The 17005-nt window shown below is 73.2% G+C and carries 15 protein-coding genes and 2 tRNA genes; 15 read left to right on the top strand and 2 right to left on the bottom strand.

What is annotated here, in order from left to right:
* Window positions 1-55 precede the first annotated feature (55 nt).
* Together BLP29_RS13765 and cimA are read left to right on the top strand one after the other, a co-directional pair.
* Entirely contained in the window at window positions 56-1078 is a 1023-nt protein-coding gene (locus BLP29_RS13765; RefSeq protein ID WP_092805380.1) for a 3-isopropylmalate dehydrogenase, read from the top strand.
* 296 nt (window positions 1079-1374) lie between these two features.
* Window positions 1375-2961 (top strand): citramalate synthase, encoded by a 1587-nt coding sequence (gene cimA / locus BLP29_RS13770; protein WP_092805382.1) that lies wholly within the window; start codon window positions 1375-1377, stop codon window positions 2959-2961.
* Here the strand turns inward: cimA and BLP29_RS13775 are convergent.
* The gene (locus tag BLP29_RS13775) at window positions 2951-3346 is read right to left on the bottom strand and encodes a VOC family protein (RefSeq protein ID WP_092805384.1); all 396 of its coding nucleotides are present in this window, start codon (window positions 3344-3346) and stop codon (window positions 2951-2953) included. The two genes, cimA and BLP29_RS13775, sit on opposite strands and share 11 nt — an antisense overlap.
* 55 nt (window positions 3347-3401) lie before the next feature.
* Between BLP29_RS13775 and BLP29_RS13780 the strand changes: the two genes are divergently transcribed.
* The 10 genes from BLP29_RS13780 to galK all read left to right on the top strand — a co-directional run bounded on the left by BLP29_RS13780 (window position 3402) and on the right by galK (window position 13300).
* Entirely contained in the window at window positions 3402-4205 is an 804-nt protein-coding gene (locus BLP29_RS13780) for a fumarylacetoacetate hydrolase family protein (protein WP_092805386.1), read from the top strand.
* The gene (gene gltX / locus BLP29_RS13785) at window positions 4202-5692 is read left to right on the top strand and encodes a glutamate--tRNA ligase (protein WP_092805388.1); all 1491 of its coding nucleotides are present in this window, start codon (window positions 4202-4204) and stop codon (window positions 5690-5692) included. Before BLP29_RS13780 ends, gltX begins: the two co-directional genes overlap by 4 nt.
* Window positions 5689-6966, top strand: a complete 1278-nt coding sequence (locus BLP29_RS13790) for a CPBP family intramembrane glutamic endopeptidase (RefSeq protein ID WP_133379169.1) — start codon at window positions 5689-5691, stop codon at window positions 6964-6966. The genes gltX and BLP29_RS13790 overlap by 4 nt, the downstream gene beginning before the upstream one ends.
* A gap of 67 nt (window positions 6967-7033) precedes the next feature.
* Window positions 7034-7105 (top strand) — tRNA-Gln (locus BLP29_RS13795).
* A 45-nt stretch (window positions 7106-7150) separates the two neighbouring features.
* Window positions 7151-7223 (top strand) — tRNA-Glu (locus BLP29_RS13800).
* Window positions 7224-7299: 76 nt separating this feature from the next.
* Window positions 7300-8934 carry a thiamine pyrophosphate-binding protein gene (locus BLP29_RS13805; protein ID WP_092805390.1) on the top strand — a complete coding sequence of 545 codons (1635 nt, stop codon included), beginning with the start codon at window positions 7300-7302 and terminating at the stop codon, window positions 8932-8934.
* Window positions 8935-9013: 79 nt separating this feature from the next.
* Window positions 9014-10192, top strand: coding sequence for an LLM class flavin-dependent oxidoreductase (locus BLP29_RS13810; protein ID WP_092805392.1), 1179 nt, complete (start codon window positions 9014-9016; stop codon window positions 10190-10192).
* Window positions 10193-10263: 71 nt separating this feature from the next.
* Window positions 10264-11055, top strand: a complete 792-nt coding sequence (locus BLP29_RS13815; protein WP_092805394.1) for an SDR family NAD(P)-dependent oxidoreductase — start codon at window positions 10264-10266, stop codon at window positions 11053-11055.
* A gap of 77 nt (window positions 11056-11132) precedes the next feature.
* Window positions 11133-12206 carry a galactose-1-phosphate uridylyltransferase gene (gene galT, locus BLP29_RS13820; protein WP_092805396.1) on the top strand — a complete coding sequence of 358 codons (1074 nt, stop codon included), beginning with the start codon at window positions 11133-11135 and terminating at the stop codon, window positions 12204-12206.
* On the top strand, window positions 12203-13300 hold the full coding sequence (gene galK / locus BLP29_RS13825) for a galactokinase (protein ID WP_092805398.1): 1098 nt from the start codon (window positions 12203-12205) through the stop codon (window positions 13298-13300). Before galT ends, galK begins: the two co-directional genes overlap by 4 nt.
* Window positions 13301-13391: 91 nt before the next feature.
* Here the strand turns inward: galK and BLP29_RS13830 are convergent, their stop codons facing one another.
* Window positions 13392-14126 (bottom strand): mechanosensitive ion channel family protein, encoded by a 735-nt coding sequence (locus BLP29_RS13830; protein WP_092805400.1) that lies wholly within the window; start codon window positions 14124-14126, stop codon window positions 13392-13394.
* Window positions 14127-14390: 264 nt separating this feature from the next.
* On the opposite strand from BLP29_RS13830, the gene BLP29_RS13835 reads away from it, so the two are divergent.
* Genes BLP29_RS13835 through BLP29_RS13845 form a run of 3 tightly spaced genes read left to right on the top strand, consistent with a single transcriptional unit; the run spans window position 14391 to window position 17001 of the window.
* Window positions 14391-16070, top strand: a complete 1680-nt coding sequence (locus BLP29_RS13835; RefSeq protein WP_165839385.1) for a sodium:solute symporter family protein — start codon at window positions 14391-14393, stop codon at window positions 16068-16070.
* 10 nt (window positions 16071-16080) lie between these two features.
* Window positions 16081-16344, top strand: a complete 264-nt coding sequence (locus BLP29_RS13840) for a hypothetical protein (protein ID WP_092805402.1) — start codon at window positions 16081-16083, stop codon at window positions 16342-16344.
* 24 nt (window positions 16345-16368) lie between these two features.
* On the top strand, window positions 16369-17001 hold the full coding sequence (locus tag BLP29_RS13845) for a class I SAM-dependent methyltransferase (protein ID WP_243469956.1): 633 nt from the start codon (window positions 16369-16371) through the stop codon (window positions 16999-17001).
* The last annotated feature ends 4 nt before the right edge of the window (window positions 17002-17005 follow it).

The following is a 17005-nucleotide window of genomic DNA, read 5'->3' on the forward strand; positions in this document are numbered from 1 at the left end:
TGCCGGTGCGTCCGGGTGCCGGTGGGCCGGGAGCGGGGCACTAACCTCTCGTCCCATGCGCCTGGCAGTGATCCCTGGAGACGGCATCGGCCCCGAGGTGGTGGCCGAGGGCCTCAAGGTCCTGGGCGAGGTCGCCCCCGACGTCGAGGCCACCCACTACGACCTGGGCGCGGCCCGGTGGCAGCGCACCGGCGAGCTGCTGCCCGACAGCGTGCTCGACGAGCTGCGCGGGCACGACGCGATCCTGCTCGGCGCGGTCGGTGACCCGGGGGTGCCCTCGGGCATCCTCGAGCGCGGCCTGCTGCTCAAGCTGCGCTTCGAGCTCGACCACCACGTCAACCTGCGCCCGGCCAAGCTCTACGACGGCGTCACCGGACCGCTGGCCGCGCCCGGCGAGGTCGACATGGTGTGCGTCCGAGAGGGCACCGAGGGGCCCTACGTGGGCAACGGCGGCGTGCTGCGCCGCGACACCCCGCACGAGCTGGCCACCGAGGTCAGCCTCAACACCGCCTTCGGCGTCGAGCGGGTCGTGCGCTACGCCTTCGAGAAGGCCGTGGCCCGCCCGCGCAAGCACCTCACGCTGGTGCACAAGACCAACGTGCTCACCCACGCCGGGTCGCTCTGGTCGCGCACGGTCGAGGAGGTCTCGACCGAGTTCCCCGAGATCACCGTGGCCTACCAGCACGTCGACGCGGCGTCGATGTTCTTCGTCACCGACCCCGGCCGGTACGACGTGATCGTCACCGACAACCTGTTCGGCGACATCATCAGCGACATCGCCGCCGCCGTCACCGGGGGCATCGGCCTGGCCGCCAGCGGCAACATCGACGCCTCGGGCACGAACCCCTCGATGTTCGAGCCCGTGCACGGCTCGGCCCCCGACATCGCCGGCCAGGGCATCGCCGACCCCACCGCCACGGTGCTGTCGGTCGGGCTGCTGCTGGACCACCTGGGCCGCCCCGAGCAGGCCCGCAAGGTCAACGCCGCCGTCGCCTTCGACCTGTCCACCCGCGACGCGGGCCAGCCGTTGCGCACCGCCGAGGTCGGCGACCGCCTGGCCGCCCTCGCCGGCGGCTGATCCCTCGGCCCGCTCCGGCGAGCTGACCCCGCGGCCCGCCCCGGCGGGCGGGCCGAGCACCCGCGTGGGCGCGCACCCGTCGGCTGGGTGTGCGCCCACGCGGCTGTCGGGCCCCGCGACGTGGCGCACACGCGCCGCTTGCCCGGCGCGGCACGGGGGTGTCATCATCTGCGGCGATGCACACCACCGGCACGATCATCATCGCCTAGCGCGCAGTCACCCCCCGACTGCGCGCCCGCCTCCCGTACCCCGGGAGGTTTTTTTGTGCCCGGCACCGTCCTGCGAGGAGCCCCCCCGTGAACCACCCCCGTGTAGAGGTCTTCGACACCACGCTGCGCGACGGCGCCCAGCGCGAGGGCATCACCTACTCCGTGGCCGACAAGCTGGCCGTGGCCAGGCTGCTGGACCAGGTCGGGGTCTCCTACATCGAGGGCGGTTGGCCCGGCGCGCTGCCCAAGGACACCGAGTTCTTCGCCCGTGCGCGCACCGAGCTGCAGCTGCAGCACGCCGTGCTGGTGGCCTTCGGCGCCACGCGCAAGGCCGGCGTCCGGGTCGAGGACGACGCCCAGGTGCGCGCGCTGCTGGACTCGCAGGCCCCGGTGGTGTGCCTGGTGGCCAAGAGCGATCCACGGCACGTGCGCGATGCGCTGCGCACCACACCCGAGGAGAACCGGGCGATGGTCGCCGACACCGTGGCCTTCCTGGTCGGCCACGGCCGGCGGGTGTTCGTCGACTGCGAGCACTTCTTCGACGGGTACGCCGCCGACCCCGACCACGGCGTCGCCGTGCTGCAGGCCGCCTTCGACGCCGGGGCCGAGGTCGGGGTCCTGTGCGACACCAACGGCGGCATGCTGCCCTCGGGCATCAGCCGGGTGGTCACCGAGGTGCGGGGCCGGGTCACCGGCCAGCTGGGCATCCACTGCCAGGACGACACCGGCTGCGCCGTCGCCAACTCCCTGGCCGCGGTGGAGGCCGGGGTCACCCAGGTGCAGGGGACGGCGAACGGCTACGGCGAGCGCGCGGGCAACGCGAACACGTTCACGTTGATCGGCAACCTGGTGACCAAGATGGGGCTGCCCGTCGTCCCCGCCGAGTGCCTGCCCGAGCTCAGCCGGGTCAGCCACGCCATCGCGGAGCTGGCCAACCTCACGCCCGACGACCACCAGCCGTTCGTGGGCGCCTCGGCCTTCGCCCACAAGGCCGGCCTGCACGCCAGCGCCATCAAGGTCAGCCCCGAGCTGTACAACCACCTCGACCCGGCGGTGGTCGGCAACGACATGCGCATCCTGGTCACCGAGATGGCCGGCCGGGCCTCGGTCGAGCTGAAGGGCCGCGAGCTGGGCGTCGACCTCACCGGCCAGGGCGACGCGGTGGGCCGCGTGGTCGCCGCGGTGAAGGAGCGCGAGGCCCGCGGCTGGTCCTACGAGGCGGCCGACGCCTCGTTCGAGCTGCTGCTGCGCGGCGAGCTGCCGGGCGCCCCCGCACCGCTGTTCGAGCTGGAGAGCTGGCGCACCACGGTCGAGCACCGCACCGACGGCGCCGTCGTCAGCGAGGCGGTGGTCAAGGTCGGGCTCCCGGACGGCGACGGCGGCACCGAGCGGGTGGTCGCCGTCGGTGAGGGCAACGGCCCGGTGAACGCGCTGGACAACGCGCTGCGCGCTGCGCTGGTCACGCGCTGGCCGCAGCTGGCCGACGTGGCGCTCAGCGACTACAAGGTGCGCATCCTGGGGTGGACCGGCGGCACCAGCGCCACCACCCGCGTGCTGGTGGACACCACGGACAAGGCCGGGGAGTGGACCACGGTCGGCGTGCACGAGAACGTCGTCGAGGCCTCCTGGCTGGCCCTGGTCGACGCCCTCACCTACGCGGTGGTCAGCCGCTGACCTGCGAGCGCAGCAGGCAGAACTCGTTGCCCTCGGGGTCGGCCAGCACGTACCAGGTCATGTCCTCGGTGACCGGACCCTGACCGACGTCCACGCGCACGGCGCCGAGCTCGAGCAGCCTCGCGAGCTCGGCGTCCTGGTCGCGGTCGACGGGGTTGACGTCCAGGTGCAGGCGCCGACGTCCAGGAGTCGGGTCGGGCACCTCGATGAAGTCCATGACCGGCCGGGCGTCCGGCGCGCCGACCGGCCCGATCGTCACCAGGTCGCCGTCCTCCGTGCCGTCGGGGTCCTCGTGCACCTGCCAGCCGAGCACCTGGGCCCAGAACCCGGCGAGCGCGGCGGGGTCGGTGCAGTTGACGACGACCGAGGTCAAGCGGCAGGCCATGCGCGTGATCCTGGCCCTCGAGCGGGGGGTCCGGCCACCTCAGTAGCCTCGACCCGTGCGCATCGTCCGTTACGCCTCACCCACCGGCATGTCCTTCGGCGTCCTCGACGGCGACGGCCAGGTCGCCCAGATCGAGGGCCACCCGTTCGGCCAGATCAACTTCACCGGCCAGCGGCACGCCGCGGCCGACGTGCGGCTGCTGTCGCCCATCCTCCCGAGCAAGGTGGTCTGCGTCGGCAAGAACTACGCCGACCACGTCGCGGAGATGAAGACCGGCGACGCCCCGAAGGAGCCGCTGCTGTTCCTCAAGCCCTCCACCTCGGTGATCGGGCCCGGCGACGCGATCCGCATCCCGCCGGGCAGCACCAACGTGCACCACGAGGCCGAGCTCGCCGTCGTCATCGGCGCCCGCGGCGCCCGGCACGTGACCGAGGAGCAGGCCGCAGCCAGCATCTTCGGCTACACGATCGGCAACGACGTCACCGAGCGCGACATGCAGCGCGCCGACAACCAGTGGACGCGGGCCAAGGGCTTCGACTCGTTCTGCCCCATCGGCCCCTGGATCGAGACCGACCTGCCCGGCATCGGCAAGGACCCCGCCGACCTGCAGGTCACGTGCACCGTCGACGGCGAGCTGCGCCAGGACGGCCGCACCAGCCAGCTGCTCTTCGGCATCCCGACGCTGATCTCCTACATCTCGCAGGTCATGACGCTGCTGCCCGGCGACGTCGTGCTCACCGGCACCCCGGCAGGCGTCGGTCCGCTGCGCGCCGGCGGCTCGGTGACCGTCGCCATCGAGGGCCTGGGCGAGCTGACCAACTCCGTGACGGGCGCGGACACCACCTCCACCGCCCGATGAGCGCAGCGACCCCGGGCCCGGTCCGCACCCGGTTCTGCCCCTCGCCCACGGGCACGGTGCACGTCGGCGTCATGCGCGCGGCGCTGTTCAACTGGGCCTACGCCAAGCACACCGGCGGCCAGTTCGTCTTCCGCATCGAGGACACCGACGAGGCCCGCAACACCGAGGAGTCCTACCGCCACCTGCTCGACAGCCTGCGCTGGCTCGGGCTCGAGTGGGACGAGGGCCCCGAGGTCGGCGGGCCGCACGGCCCCTACCGGCAGTCCGAGCGGGGCGAGATCTACCGCGACGTGCTGGCCAAGCTGGTCGAGGGCGGGCACGCCTACGAGTCCTTCTCCACCCCCGAGGAGGTCGCCGCCCGCCGCGTCGCCGCCGGGCAGGACCCCAAGCAGGGCTACGACGGCGCCGACCGCGAGACCACCGAGGCGGCCAAGGCCGCGTTCCGTGCCGAGGGCCGCCAGCCGGTGCTGCGCCTGCGCATGCCCGACACCGACCTCTCGTGGGACGACCTCGTGCGCGGCGAGGTCACCTTCGCCGCCGGCGCGGTGCCCGACTTCGTGCTCGCCCGGGCCGGCGGCCAGCCGCTGTACACCCTGGTCAACCCGGTCGACGACGCCCTGATGGGCATCACCGACGTGCTGCGCGGGGAGGACCTGCTCTCCTCCACCCCGCGCCAGCTGGCGCTCTACTCGGCGCTCACCGACGTGGGCCTGGCCCAGGGCGCGCCCCGCTTCGGGCACCTGCCGCTGGTCATGGGCGAGGGCAACAAGAAGCTCTCCAAGCGCGACCCCACGAGCAACCTCGACCTCTACCGCGAACGCGGCTTCCTGCCCGAGGGCCTGGTGAACTACCTGGCCCTGCTGGGCTGGGCGATCGCGGAGGACCGCGACGTGTTCTCCCCGGCCGAGATGGTCGAGGCCTTCGACGTGCGGCGGGTCAGCCCCAACGCGGCCCGCTTCGACCTCAAGAAGGCCGAGGCGATCAACGCCACCCACCTGCGCGCGCTGCCGGTCGAGGAGTTCGTCACCCGGGTGACGCCCCACCTCGCCGCCGCCGGGCTGGTCGAGGCCACCCCGACGGACGAGCAGCAGCGGGTGCTCGACACCATCGCGCCGCTGGCCCAGGAGCGCATGGTCGTGCTGTCCGAGGCCGTGGGCCTGCTGGGCTTCCTGTTCGTCGACGAGGTGGCCTTCGACGAGGCGGCGGTGGCCAAGCAGCTCACCGGCCCGGACGCCGTCGAGGTGCTCGACGCGGCCACCGCGGCGCTCACCGCTCTCCCGCGGTGGACGACGGAGGCGATCGAGGCCGCACTGCGCCAGGCGCTGGTCGAGGACCTGGGCCGCAAGCCGCGGCAGGCCTTCGGGCCGGTGCGGGTGGCCATCAGCGGCCGCACCGTCAGCCCCCCGCTCTACGAGTCGATGGAGCTGCTCGGGCGCGAGGTCTCGCTGGCCCGGCTCGCCCGGGCACGGGAGGTCGCAGGCGCGTGACCGGTGGCGGGCCGGGGTGGGCCGGGGACCGGAGCCAGGGCGGGTGGTCCTACGCCGGGCCCCCGGTCACCCGTCCCGCCGCGCCGGGGGAGCAGGCGCCGCGGGGCTGGGTGCTGTCCCCCGGGACCGTGCCACCTCCGTCCGCCGGCGCCCCGGCGGGTGCGCTGCTGCCCGGTGTCCTGCCACCGGGTGCTCTGCCGCCGGGTGCCCTGCCGCCGGGGCCGCCCCTGGCGCCCGGCCGCCCGGTCACGCCGCCCGGTGCGGCGCCCTTCGACACCCCGCAGCCCTACGCGTGGCTGATGCGGGCGCGCGACTGGGCGTGGTGGCGCCCGCTGCTGGGTCTGCTGATGTTCGCCGTCCTGTACGCGGTGGCCGCCGTCCTGGTGGTGTTCGCGGTCGCGGTCACCGGGGTCGTGCCGGTGGCCGACCTGCTCGACCTCACCGACCCCGGTGTGCTGTTGATGACCAACGCGTCGCTGATCGTGGCGATCCCGATCGTGTGGGCGTCCTGGGCGGTCGCGCACGGCCTGGGCCGCGGCTGGTCGGGGTCGGTGCTGGGCGGGATCCGCTGGCGGCTGCTGGTCCCGCTGACCTGGCGTGCGCTGGCCACGATCGGGGTCGGCGTGGCCGCGACGATCGGCATCTCGCTGACCGACGGGCCGGTCAGCGTCACCGGCCCCGACGGCAGCTACGTGTGGCTGCTGGTGGTCGTGCTGCTCACCACCCCGCTGCAGTCGGCCGCCGAGGAGTTCGTGTTCCGCGGCTACCTCAGCCAGACGATCGCGGCCTGGTTCCGGACCGAGCGCACCGGTGCGGTGGTGGCCGCGGTGCTCACCGCTGCGCTGTTCTCCGCCGCGCACGCCCCGCCGGACTGGCTGACCTTCCTCGACCGCTTCCTCTTCGGCCTGGCCGCCTCGTGGGTGACCAGGCTGACCGGGGGGCTCGAGGCGGCGATCGTCCTGCACGCGGTCAACAACGTCGTCGTGTTCGTGCTGGCCGGGGCGCTGGGCGGCGGCGTCGCGACGGCGCTGCCCTCGTTCGGCACCGCACTGCTCGTGGTGCTGCTGGACGTCGTCGTCATGGGCGCCTACGTGGCCGTCGTCGCGCGCGCCCGCGGCACGCTGCGGCCGGAGCTGGTGAGCCCCGCGGTCGACCTGCGCCACCCACCCACGGCGTGGCGGCCGTCGTGGGTGCCCACCCCGTGGGGGTCGCGGAGCGCCCCGCCGGTGGCGCCCCAGCCCGACGCGCGGTGGTCCCGGGAGGGGGGTGCGTGAACCGTCGGAGGGCATCGGGTAGTGTCTTCGACGGCGCCGCAAGGCCCGCACACAACAGCACAGCCCATGGGGTATGGGGTAATTGGCAGCCCGACGGTTTCTGGTTCCGTTAGTCTAGGTTCGAGTCCTGGTACCCCAGCGAGGAACGCTCCACCTCCTCTTGTACTATCTGCACTGCAGTTCTGGCCCCGTCGTCTAGCGGCCCAGGACGCCGCCCTCTCACGGCGGTAGCGAGGGTTCGAATCCCTTCGGGGCTACACACAACGAGACCCCCGGCCCACCAGGGCCGGGGGTCTCGTCGTTCCGGCACGTCCACACCAGCGAGGAGGCGCCGTGCGCGTCGCGGAGGCGATCGGGCGGGCCCTCGCGGCCGAGGGCGTGCGCCAGGTCTTCGGCGTCGTGGGGTCGGGCAACTTCCACCTGACCAACGCCCTCGTCGACGCGGGCGCGGCGTTCGTGGCCGCGCGGCACGAGGCCGGCGCCACGACCATGGCCGACGGCTGGGCGCGCTCCACCGACGAGGTCGGCGTCGTCACGGTCCACCAGGGCTGCGGGTTCACCAACACGCTCACCGGTCTGACCGAGGCCGCGAAGAGCCGCACACCGCTGCTCGTGCTGGCCGCCGCGGTGGTCGACCCGCGGGCGAACTTCTTCGTCGACCAGCCGGCCCTGGCCCGCGCGGTGGGGGCCGAGTCCCGCACGGCCACCTCCGCCGACACCGCCGTCGCGCAGGCGGTCGCCGCCTACCGGCTGGCCCGCGACGAGCGCCGGGCGGTGGTGCTCGACCTGCCGCTCGACGTCCAGGCCGCCGACGCACCGGCCGACGTGCAGGTGCCCGCCCCGGTGGCCGTCCCGGTGCCGGAGCCGACCGCCGAGGCGGCGACCGCCCTCGCCGCGGCCCTGCAGGCCGCCCGCCGGCCGGTCTTCGTCGCCGGTCGCGGTGCGCGCGGGCCGGACGCCCGCGACGCGCTGCGTGCGCTGGCCGCCCGCTGCGGTGCGCTCCTGGCCACCAGCGCGGTGGCCCGCGGCCTGTTCGTCGGTGACCCCTGGTCGCTCGACGTCTCCGGTGGGTTCGCCACCGACCTCGCCGCCGAGTTGATCGGGCAGGCCGACCTCGTCGTCGGGTGGGGCTGCGCGCTCAACGGCTGGACGACGCGGCACGGCCGCCTGCTGCACCCCGACGCCGTCCTGGCGCAGGTCGACGTCGAGCTCGAGGCCATCGGTCGGCACCGGCCGGTCGACGTCGGCGTGCTGGGCGACGTGGCAGCCACCGCCGCGGCCGTGGGGGAGCTCGTCGGGCCCGCGCGCACCGGCTGGCGGACCGATGCCGTCGGCGCACGCATCGCCGCCGAGGGCCGGTGGGCCGACGTGGCCACCCCGGACACCTCCACCGCCGACCGCATCGACCCCCGGGTGCTCAGCCGCGAGCTGGACTCCCTGCTCCCGGCGGAGCGGGTCGTCGCCGTCGACTCGGGCAACTTCATGGGTTATCCGTCGATGTACCTGTCCGTGCCCGACGAGCGCGGGTTCTGCTTCACCCAGGCCTTCCAGTCGGTCGGGCTGGGCCTGGCCACGGCCATCGGCGCGGCGGTCGCCCAGCCGCACCGGCTGCCGGTCGCGGCGCTCGGCGACGGCGGGGCGCTGATGGGGGCCAGCGAGCTGGAGACCGTCGTCCGGCTCGGCCTGGGCATGCTCGTGGTGGTCTACGACGACGCGGCGTACGGCGCCGAGGTGCACCACTTCGGGCCCGACGGGTACGACGTCGGCCTGGCCCGGTTCCCCGACGCCGACCTCGCAGCCTGGGCCCGCGGTCTCGGCTTCGGGGCCGTCACGGTGCGCACCGCCGCCGACCTCGCCCCGGTCGCCGAGTGGCTGGCCGGCCCGCGCGACCGGCCGTTCCTGGTCGACGCGAAGGTGGTCGACGCCGCCCCGTCGTGGTGGCTCGAGGAGGCCTTCCGCAGCCACTGAGCAGCGCGCTGCAACGGTTGACCGGGCGCCGCACCGTGGGCTGTGATCGGGGTCTCATCCCCTCAGTGCGGAGGCACCCATGAGCAGGCTCCGGTTCGGCATCTTCCTGGCCCCGTTCCACCCGGCGGGGGAGAACCCCACGACGGCGCTGCAGCGCGACCTCGAGCTGGTGGCCCACCTGGACCGGCTGGACTACGACGAGGCCTGGATCGGTGAGCACCACTCCGCCGGCAGCGAGATCATCGCCTCGCCGGAGATCTTCATCGCCGCGGCCGCCGAGCGCACGAAGCGGATCAAGCTGGGCACCGGCGTCACCTCGATCAGCTACCACAACCCGCTCTGGGTGGCCGAGCGCATGGTGCTGCTGGACCACCTCACCCGCGGCCGGGTCATGCTGGGGTGCGGGCCGGGCTCGCTGCCCACCGACTCGATGATGCTGGGCCTGGACCCCACGGCCACCCGCGAGCTGCTGGCCGAGAACCTCGACATCATCATGCGTCTGCTGCACGGCGAGACGGTCACCGCGACGACGCGCACGCACACCCTGGTCGACGCCCGGCTGCATCTGCGGCCCTACAGCGAGCCGCTCTTCGACGTCGCCGTCGCCGCGGTGGCGTCGCCGACCGGCCCCAAGCAGGCCGGCACGCACGGCATCGGGCTGCTGTCGATCGGCGCGACGCTGAGCCCCGACGGCTTCGACGCCCTCGCCCACCACTGGGGCGTGGTCGAGGAGCGCGCCGAGGCCAACGGCACGACGGTGTCGCGCGCCGACTGGCGGCTGGTCGGGCTCATGCACGTCGCCGAGACCCGCGAGCAGGCCTACGCCGACGTGCAGTTCGGCATCGAGCAGTGGTTCCGCTACTTCCAGAAGACGGCGGCGTTCCCGCAGATGGCGGTCGAGGGAGGCGACGTCAAGGAGATGATCGACTTCATCAACGAGGCCGGCATCGGCGCGATCGGCACCGTCGAGGACGCACGCAAGCAGGTGCAGAAGCTCTGGGACCAGTCCGGTGGCTTCGGCGCGATGCTGCTGCTGGCCCACGAGTGGGCCAACCCCGAGGCCACGAAGCGCTCGTACGAGCTCATCGCCCAGCACGTGTTCCCGCACTTCCAGGGCGGCCAGGTCACCCACGCGCAGGCCACCCTCGGCGCGAAGGAGCGCGCGGCCGGCAAGCGCGAGGACTACGCCGCGGCACAGCTGCAGGCCGTGGCGACCATGACCGAGCGGTACCAGCAGGAGGTCTCAGCGAAGGGTTGAGCCCCCGGCGTCCGGGGGACCACGTCCCCCGGACGCATCCAACCCCGGGTGCTCCGACGCAAGGAGCACGCATGGACCTCGGCATCGCCGGCCGCACCGCCCTCGTCACCGGGGCCGACTCCGGCATCGGCAAGGAGACCGCCCGCCTGCTGCTGGCCGAGGGGGTGCGGGTCGTCATCACCGACCAGGACGCCGCGGCGCTGGGGAAGGCCGCCGCCGAGCTCGGGGGCGACGTCACCGCGGTGGCCGCCGACCTCACCGACGCCGAGGACGTCGCCCGCCTGCGGACGGCGGTCTCCGAGGCGATCGGCGACCCGGCGATCCTGGTGCACGCGGCCGGCATCACCGGCGCGCAGGGCCTGTTCCACGAGATCGACGAGCAGGGTTGGCGGGACACGCTGGAGGTCGACTTCTTCGCCGCCGTGCGGGTGGTGCGCGCCTTCGTCGACGGCATGCGCTCGGCCGGGTGGGGGCGCGTCGTCCTGCTGGCCAGCGAGGACGCCGTCCAGCCCTACGTCGACGAGCTGCCCTACTGCGCGGCGAAGGCCGCGGTGCTGAGCCTGGTCAAGGGCCTGTCCAAGACCTACGGCTCCGAGGGTGTGCTGGTCAACGCCGTCTCGCCGGCCTTCATCGAGAGCCCGATGACCGACGCGATGATGGAGAAGCGGGCCGACGAGAACGGCACGAGCTTCGACGAGGCGGTCGAGTCCTTCCTCGAGGAGGAGCGGCCGGGCATGGAGCTGGGCCGACGCGGCCAGGTGGAGGAGGTCGCCTCGGTGATCGCGTTCCTCTGCTCCGAGCGCGCCAGCTTCGTCAACGGCAGCAACTACCGCGTCGACAGCGGCAGCGTCCAGACCATCTGAGCGGTTCGCGGCGGGTCCCCCACGTCACGACGCGTCGGGGCCCGCCGCACGATCGGACTTTGTTAACGTTCACAATCGTGATCAGCACCACGCGACACCTGGCCGACGGGCGTGAGGTCGTCTACTTCGACAGCGTCCCCACGGCGCGGGATGCGGTCGACCCGCGCGAGCTCCCCCCGGTGGCGACCGCCTCGCAGGTCCGCTGGGACCCGTTGCTGGGGGAGTGGGTCGTCATCGCCGCGCACCGGCAGACGCGCACCTTCCTGCCGCCGGCCGACCAGTGCCCCCTGTGCCCCTCCACGCCCGAGCGGGCCACCGAGCTGCCCGAGGCCGACTACGAGGTCGCGGTGTTCGAGAACCGCTTCCCGTCGCTGTCCACCGAGGTCGACCGGGACGTGCCGGCGCACGCCGAGGGCAACCCGCTGGTGGCGTTGCGCCCGGGTGAGGGGCGCTGCGAGGTCATCGTCTTCACCAGCGACCACGACCGGTCCTTCGCCGACCTGGGCGCAGCGCGGGCCCGGCTGGTGGTCGACGCCTGGGCGCACCGCACGGCGGCGCTGTCCGCGCTGCCCGGCGTCGAGCAGGTGTTCCTCTTCGAGAACCACGGCGAGGAGATCGGGGTGACCCTCGCCCACCCGCACGGGCAGGTCTACGCCTACCCGTTCCTCGCGCCCCGGGTGCAGAAGATCCTGGGCCAGGTCGGTGCGTACGAGGGTGACCTCTTCGCCGACGTCCTGGCCGCCGAGCGGTCGGGCCCGCGGGTGGTCGCGGCCAACGAGCACTGGACGGCGTTCGTGCCGGCCGCGGCGCGCTGGCCCTACGAGCTGCAGCTGTTCCCGCACCGCCGGGTGCCCGACGTCGCCGCCCTCACCGGGCCCGAGCGCGACGCCTTCGTCGAGGTCTACCTCGACGTGCTGGGCCGCTTCGCGCACCGCTTCGACGAGCCGATGAACTACATTTCCTGCTGGAACCAGGCCCCGGTGCACGACGGTCGCGAGGACTGGTGGCTGCACCTGCAGCTGTTCAGCTTCCGGCGGGCCCCGGGCAAGCTGAAGTACCTGGCCGGCTCGGAGTCGGGCATGGGTGCCTTCGTGTCCGACACCTCGCCCGAGGGGGCCGCGGAGGCGCTGCGCGCGGTGGTCCTCCCGTGACCGGGTTCGCCGACGTCTTCGGTGCCGCACCCGAGGGCGTCTGGCTGGCCCCGGGCCGGGCCAACGTGATCGGCGAGCACACTGACTACAACGACGGCTACGTGCTGCCCATCGCGCTGCCGCACCGCGTGCTGGCCTCGGTCGCCCGGCGCACCGACGGTCTGCTGCGCGTCGCCTCGGCCCAGCAGCCCGGTGCGGTGGTGGAGCTGCCCATGACCGAGGTGCGGGCGGGCAACCCCGCGGGCTGGGCCGGCTACGTGGCCGGCGTCGCCGAGCAGTTCGAGCTGCCGGGCGGTCTCTCGGTGTTCGTCGACGGCGACGTGCCGGCCGGTGCCGGCCTGTCGTCCTCGGCCGCGGTCACCTGCTCGGTCGCGCTGGCCCTGCGCGACCTGCTGCGCCCGGACCTGCCCACCGACGCCCTGGTCGACGTCGCCCGGCGGGCCGAGAACGACTTCGTCGGGGCACCCACCGGGATCCTCGACCAGTCGGCGTCCCTGCTCTGCGAGCCCGGGCACGCGCTGTTCCTCGACACCCGTGACCGCACGCGCCGTCAGGTGCCGCTGGACCTCGCGGCGGCGGGGACGGCGCTGCTGGTCGTCGACACCGGGCACGCCCACTCGCACGCCGACGGCGGCTACGGCGACCGTCGCCGCGAGTGCGAGTCGGCCGCCGAGGCCCTGGGGGTCCCCGCCCTGCGCGACGCCACGGCCGAGGACGTCGAGACGTTGGCCGACGAGGTGCTGCGCCGCCGGGCCCGGCACATCGTGGCGGAGAACGGCCGGGTGCTCACGGTCGTCGACCTGCTCACCGGCGGCGGCGACCCGCGCGCGATCGGGCCGGTGCTGACCGCGGGTCACGTCTCGCTGCGCGACGACTTCGAGATCTCCACGCCCGAGCTCGACGCCGTCGTCGACACCGCCCTCGCGCACGGCGCGCACGGGGCCCGCATGGTGGGCGGCGGCTTCGGCGGCAGCGCGGTCGTGCTGGTCGACGCCGACGAGGTCGACCGCGTGGCGACTGCCGTGCAGCCGGTCGGTGGCAGCTACCGGACCTTCGTCGCCGTCCCCTCGTCCGGGGCGCACCGGGTCTCCTGACCCGAGCTCGGGCGGTCGCCCGCGCCCCGGACGCCGGAGGTCCCGGGTGGGCGCTGGGCCACCCGGGACGTCCGGCGCGGTCGGGGTCCGGTCAGCTGCGGTACTGCTGGGCCTCGTCGCGGACGGCGTCGACCGGGTCGCCGGTGTTCGCCACCTCGCGGCGGGCGGCCGGGGCCTCGGACTCGACCTTGTCCAGCACCTTCTCCCAGCGGGCGCGCATCGGGACGATGCCGCCACCGCCGACGGCCACCACGACGATGCCCACCACCGCGGCGAGCGCGGCGTAGAGGACGGCGTTGACCACGTCCTGCGCGATCTGCAGTTGGTTCAGCGCCGCGATGACGGCCAGGGCCAGGATCACCGTGGAGGCGGCGTTGGCCAGGACCCGGCCGTAGGACAGCGAGCCGAGCGCGTTCTGCACCAGCAGCTTGGCGCCGGCGGCGATGGCCGCGCCGATCACGAGGATGAGGATGGCCACGAAGACGCGCGGCAGGTAGCCGATGACGGCCGACAGGTAGTCGCTGATCGGGTTCTGGCCGAAGACGCCGAACGCGGTGGACAGCACGAAGAGCATCACGGCGTAGAAGACGATGCGGGCGAGGATCTGTGCGGCGTCGTACTGCGAGTTCGCGAGCACCCGCTTGATGCCGCCGCGCTCCACGGCGCGCTCGAAGCCCACGCGCTCGAGGACCTTCACGACGACCTTCTCCAGGGCCTTCGCGACGACGTACCCGATGGCCAGGATGACCAGGAAGAGCAGCAGGCGCGGCACGAACTGCAGGACGGTGCCCAGGGCATCGCGGGTGGACTGGCCGACGTCGTTCATGGATCTCCCTCGTGAGGTGCAGACCACCCCGGGGTCCCGGCATGGGCCCCGGCGATCCGGGCGCAGCAGTTCGGTGCCCCGCAACTCAATGGGGAAACATGTTCTCTACACTGTAAGGTGGCCCTTGTCGCACTCGAGAGCACCGCGCGGTCCGCCGCCCGCTCGAGCTCGCCGGCCTGGCCCACCTCGTCGACGTGCGCCCGGCACACGGCTGACCGTCGCCGTCGAGGTGCGGAACGCAACCGTCCCCACCATGATCACGACGTGCTCCTCACCGCTGCGGACGACACGTTCCGCCTCGACGCGAACCTGGTCGACTACCTGCTCGTCGCGATGTACTTCGCGGTGGTCATCGCCATCGGCTTCGCGGCCCGGCGTCGGGTCAGCGACTCCATCGACTTCTTCCTGTCCGGGCGGTCGCTGCCGGCCTGGGTGACCGGGCTGGCGTTCGTGTCGGCCAACCTGGGTGCGGTCGAGATCATCGGCATGTCGGCCAACGGGGCCCAGTACGGGCTGCCCTCGATGCACTACTTCTGGATCGGCGCCGTGCCGGCCATGCTCTTCCTGGGCGTGGTGATGATGCCCTTCTACTACGGGTCGAAGGTGCGCAGCGTCCCGGAGTTCATGCGCCGGCGGTTCGGCACCGGGGCGCACCTGGTCAACGCGATCAGCTTCGCCGTCGCCCAGGTGCTCATCGCCGGCATCAACCTGTTCCTGCTGGCCACCGTGGTCAACGTGCTGCTGGGCTGGCCGCTGTGGGTGTCGCTGATCGTCGCTGCGGCGGTCGTGCTCAGCTACATCACCCTCGGTGGGCTGTCGGCGGCGATCTACAACGAGGTCCTGCAGTTCTTCGTCATCGTCGCCGCGCTGGTGCCGTTGACCTGGATCGGGCTGTCCAAGGTCGGTGGCTGGAGCGGCCTGGTCGACCGGATCACCGAGTCGGGTGGGTCCGAGCAGCTCAACAGCTGGCCGGGCAGTGAGCTGTCGGGGTTCTCCTCACCGATCTGGTCGGTGGTCGGCATCGTGTTCGGCCTGGGCTTCGTGCAGTCCTTCGGCTACTGGACGACGAACTTCGTCGAGGTGCAGCGGGCGATGGCCACGAAGTCGATGTCCGCGGCCCGCAGCACGCCGATCATCGCGTCGTTCCCGAAGATGTTCATCCCGTTCGTGGTGGTCATCCCGGGCATGATCGCCGGCGTCGCGGTGTCGGAGGTGGTCGCGCTCAAGGCGGGGGAGGACTCCGGCGTCGAGTACAACGACGCGATCCTGCTGCTCATCCGCGACGTGCTGCCCAACGGCCTGCTGGGCGTGGCGATCGCCGGCCTGCTGGCTGCGTTCATGGCGGGCATGGCGGCCAACATCTCCGCGTTCAACACCGTCTTCAGCTACGACCTGTGGCAGACCTACATCAAGAAGGACCGCCCCGACGGCTACTACCTCGCCGTCGGCCGGTGGGCCACCCTGGGCGCCACCGTGATCGCCATCGGCACGGCGCTGATCGCCGCCGGGTTCTCCAACCTGATGGACTACCTGCAGACGCTGTTCGGGTTCTTCAACGCCCCGTTGTTCGCCACGTTCATCCTGGGCATGTTCTGGAAGCGGATGACGCCGACCGCCGGGTGGGTCGGGCTGGTCGCAGGCACCCTCTCGGCCATCGTGGTGTTCGTGGCCAACCAGGTGGGCGTGTTCACCCTGCCGGGGCAGGGGGCGGCGTTCGTCGCCGCGGGGACGGCGTTCGTGGTCGACATCGTGGTCAGCGTGGCGGTCACGATGGTGACCCAGCCCAAGCCGGTGTCCGAGCTGGCCGGGCTGGTCTACTCCGAGACGCCCAAGGAGGTGCGCACCGACCCCGACGCGCATCGGCTGCCCTGGTACCAGTCGCCGACGAAGCTGGCCGGCATCGCGCTGGTCATGGTCGTCGCCCTCAACGTGATCTTCGACTGAGAGGCCCGTCGTGAGCGAGCAGAACAAGCACACCGCCGGGGCCTTCGACGTCCGCAACGTCATCGCCGCCCTCATCGGCGCCTACGGCGTCGTCCTGGTCCTCATGGGCCTGTTCCACGACACCGCCGAGGAGGCCGAGCGCACCGGGGGGTTGGCGGCCAACCTGTGGGCCGGCATCGGCATGCTGGTCTTCGCCGCCGCCTTCGCGCTGTGGGCCCGGCTGCGCCCGGTCGTCGTGGACCCGCCGTCCCGGTCGGCCGACGCGGAGGACTGAGTGCCGGGCGGCACGGTGGGGCGCGTGACCGGGCTCGACGCGCTGCGGACCTCCTACGACCGCGTGGCCGACGCCTACGTCGGGATGCGGGCCGGCGACCTGGGCCGGCACCCGTGGCTGCGGGCCGCGTTGGGCGCCTTCGCCGAGGAGGTGCGGGACCTCGGGCCGGTGCTGGACGTCGGGTGCGGGCCGGGGCAGGTGTCGGCGCACCTGGCCGGTCTCGGCGTCGACGTCTCCGGGGTCGACCTGTCGCCGCGGATGGTCGAGCACGCCCGCCGGGCTCACCCGCAGCTGCGCTTCGAGGTCGCCTCGGCCACCGATCTGCGACCGGCCGAGGCCTCGCTGGGCGGCGTGCTCGCGTGGTGGTCGCTGTTCCACCTGCCGCGCGCCGACGTCCCTGCGGTGGTGGGGACCCTCGCCCGGGCCCTGGTGCCCGGCGGCCAGCTGGTGTGGGGCACGCACGTGGGGGACGGCGAGACCCACCGCACCGACGCCTACGGGGTCGACGGGGTGTCGTGGACGACCGTGCGGTGGCAGCCAGAGAACATGGCCGCGGTGCTCACCGGCGCCGGGCTGGAACCGGTGGTCGAGCTGCGCTTCCCCCCGCTGTGGGGAGGCAGCCCGCAGGCCCTGCTCGTCGCCCGCCGTCCGGCCTGACCCG

Origin of the sequence: Klenkia marina (assembly GCF_900101025.1) — a bacterium.
Lineage (GTDB): Bacteria > Actinomycetota > Actinomycetes > Mycobacteriales > Geodermatophilaceae > Klenkia > Klenkia marina.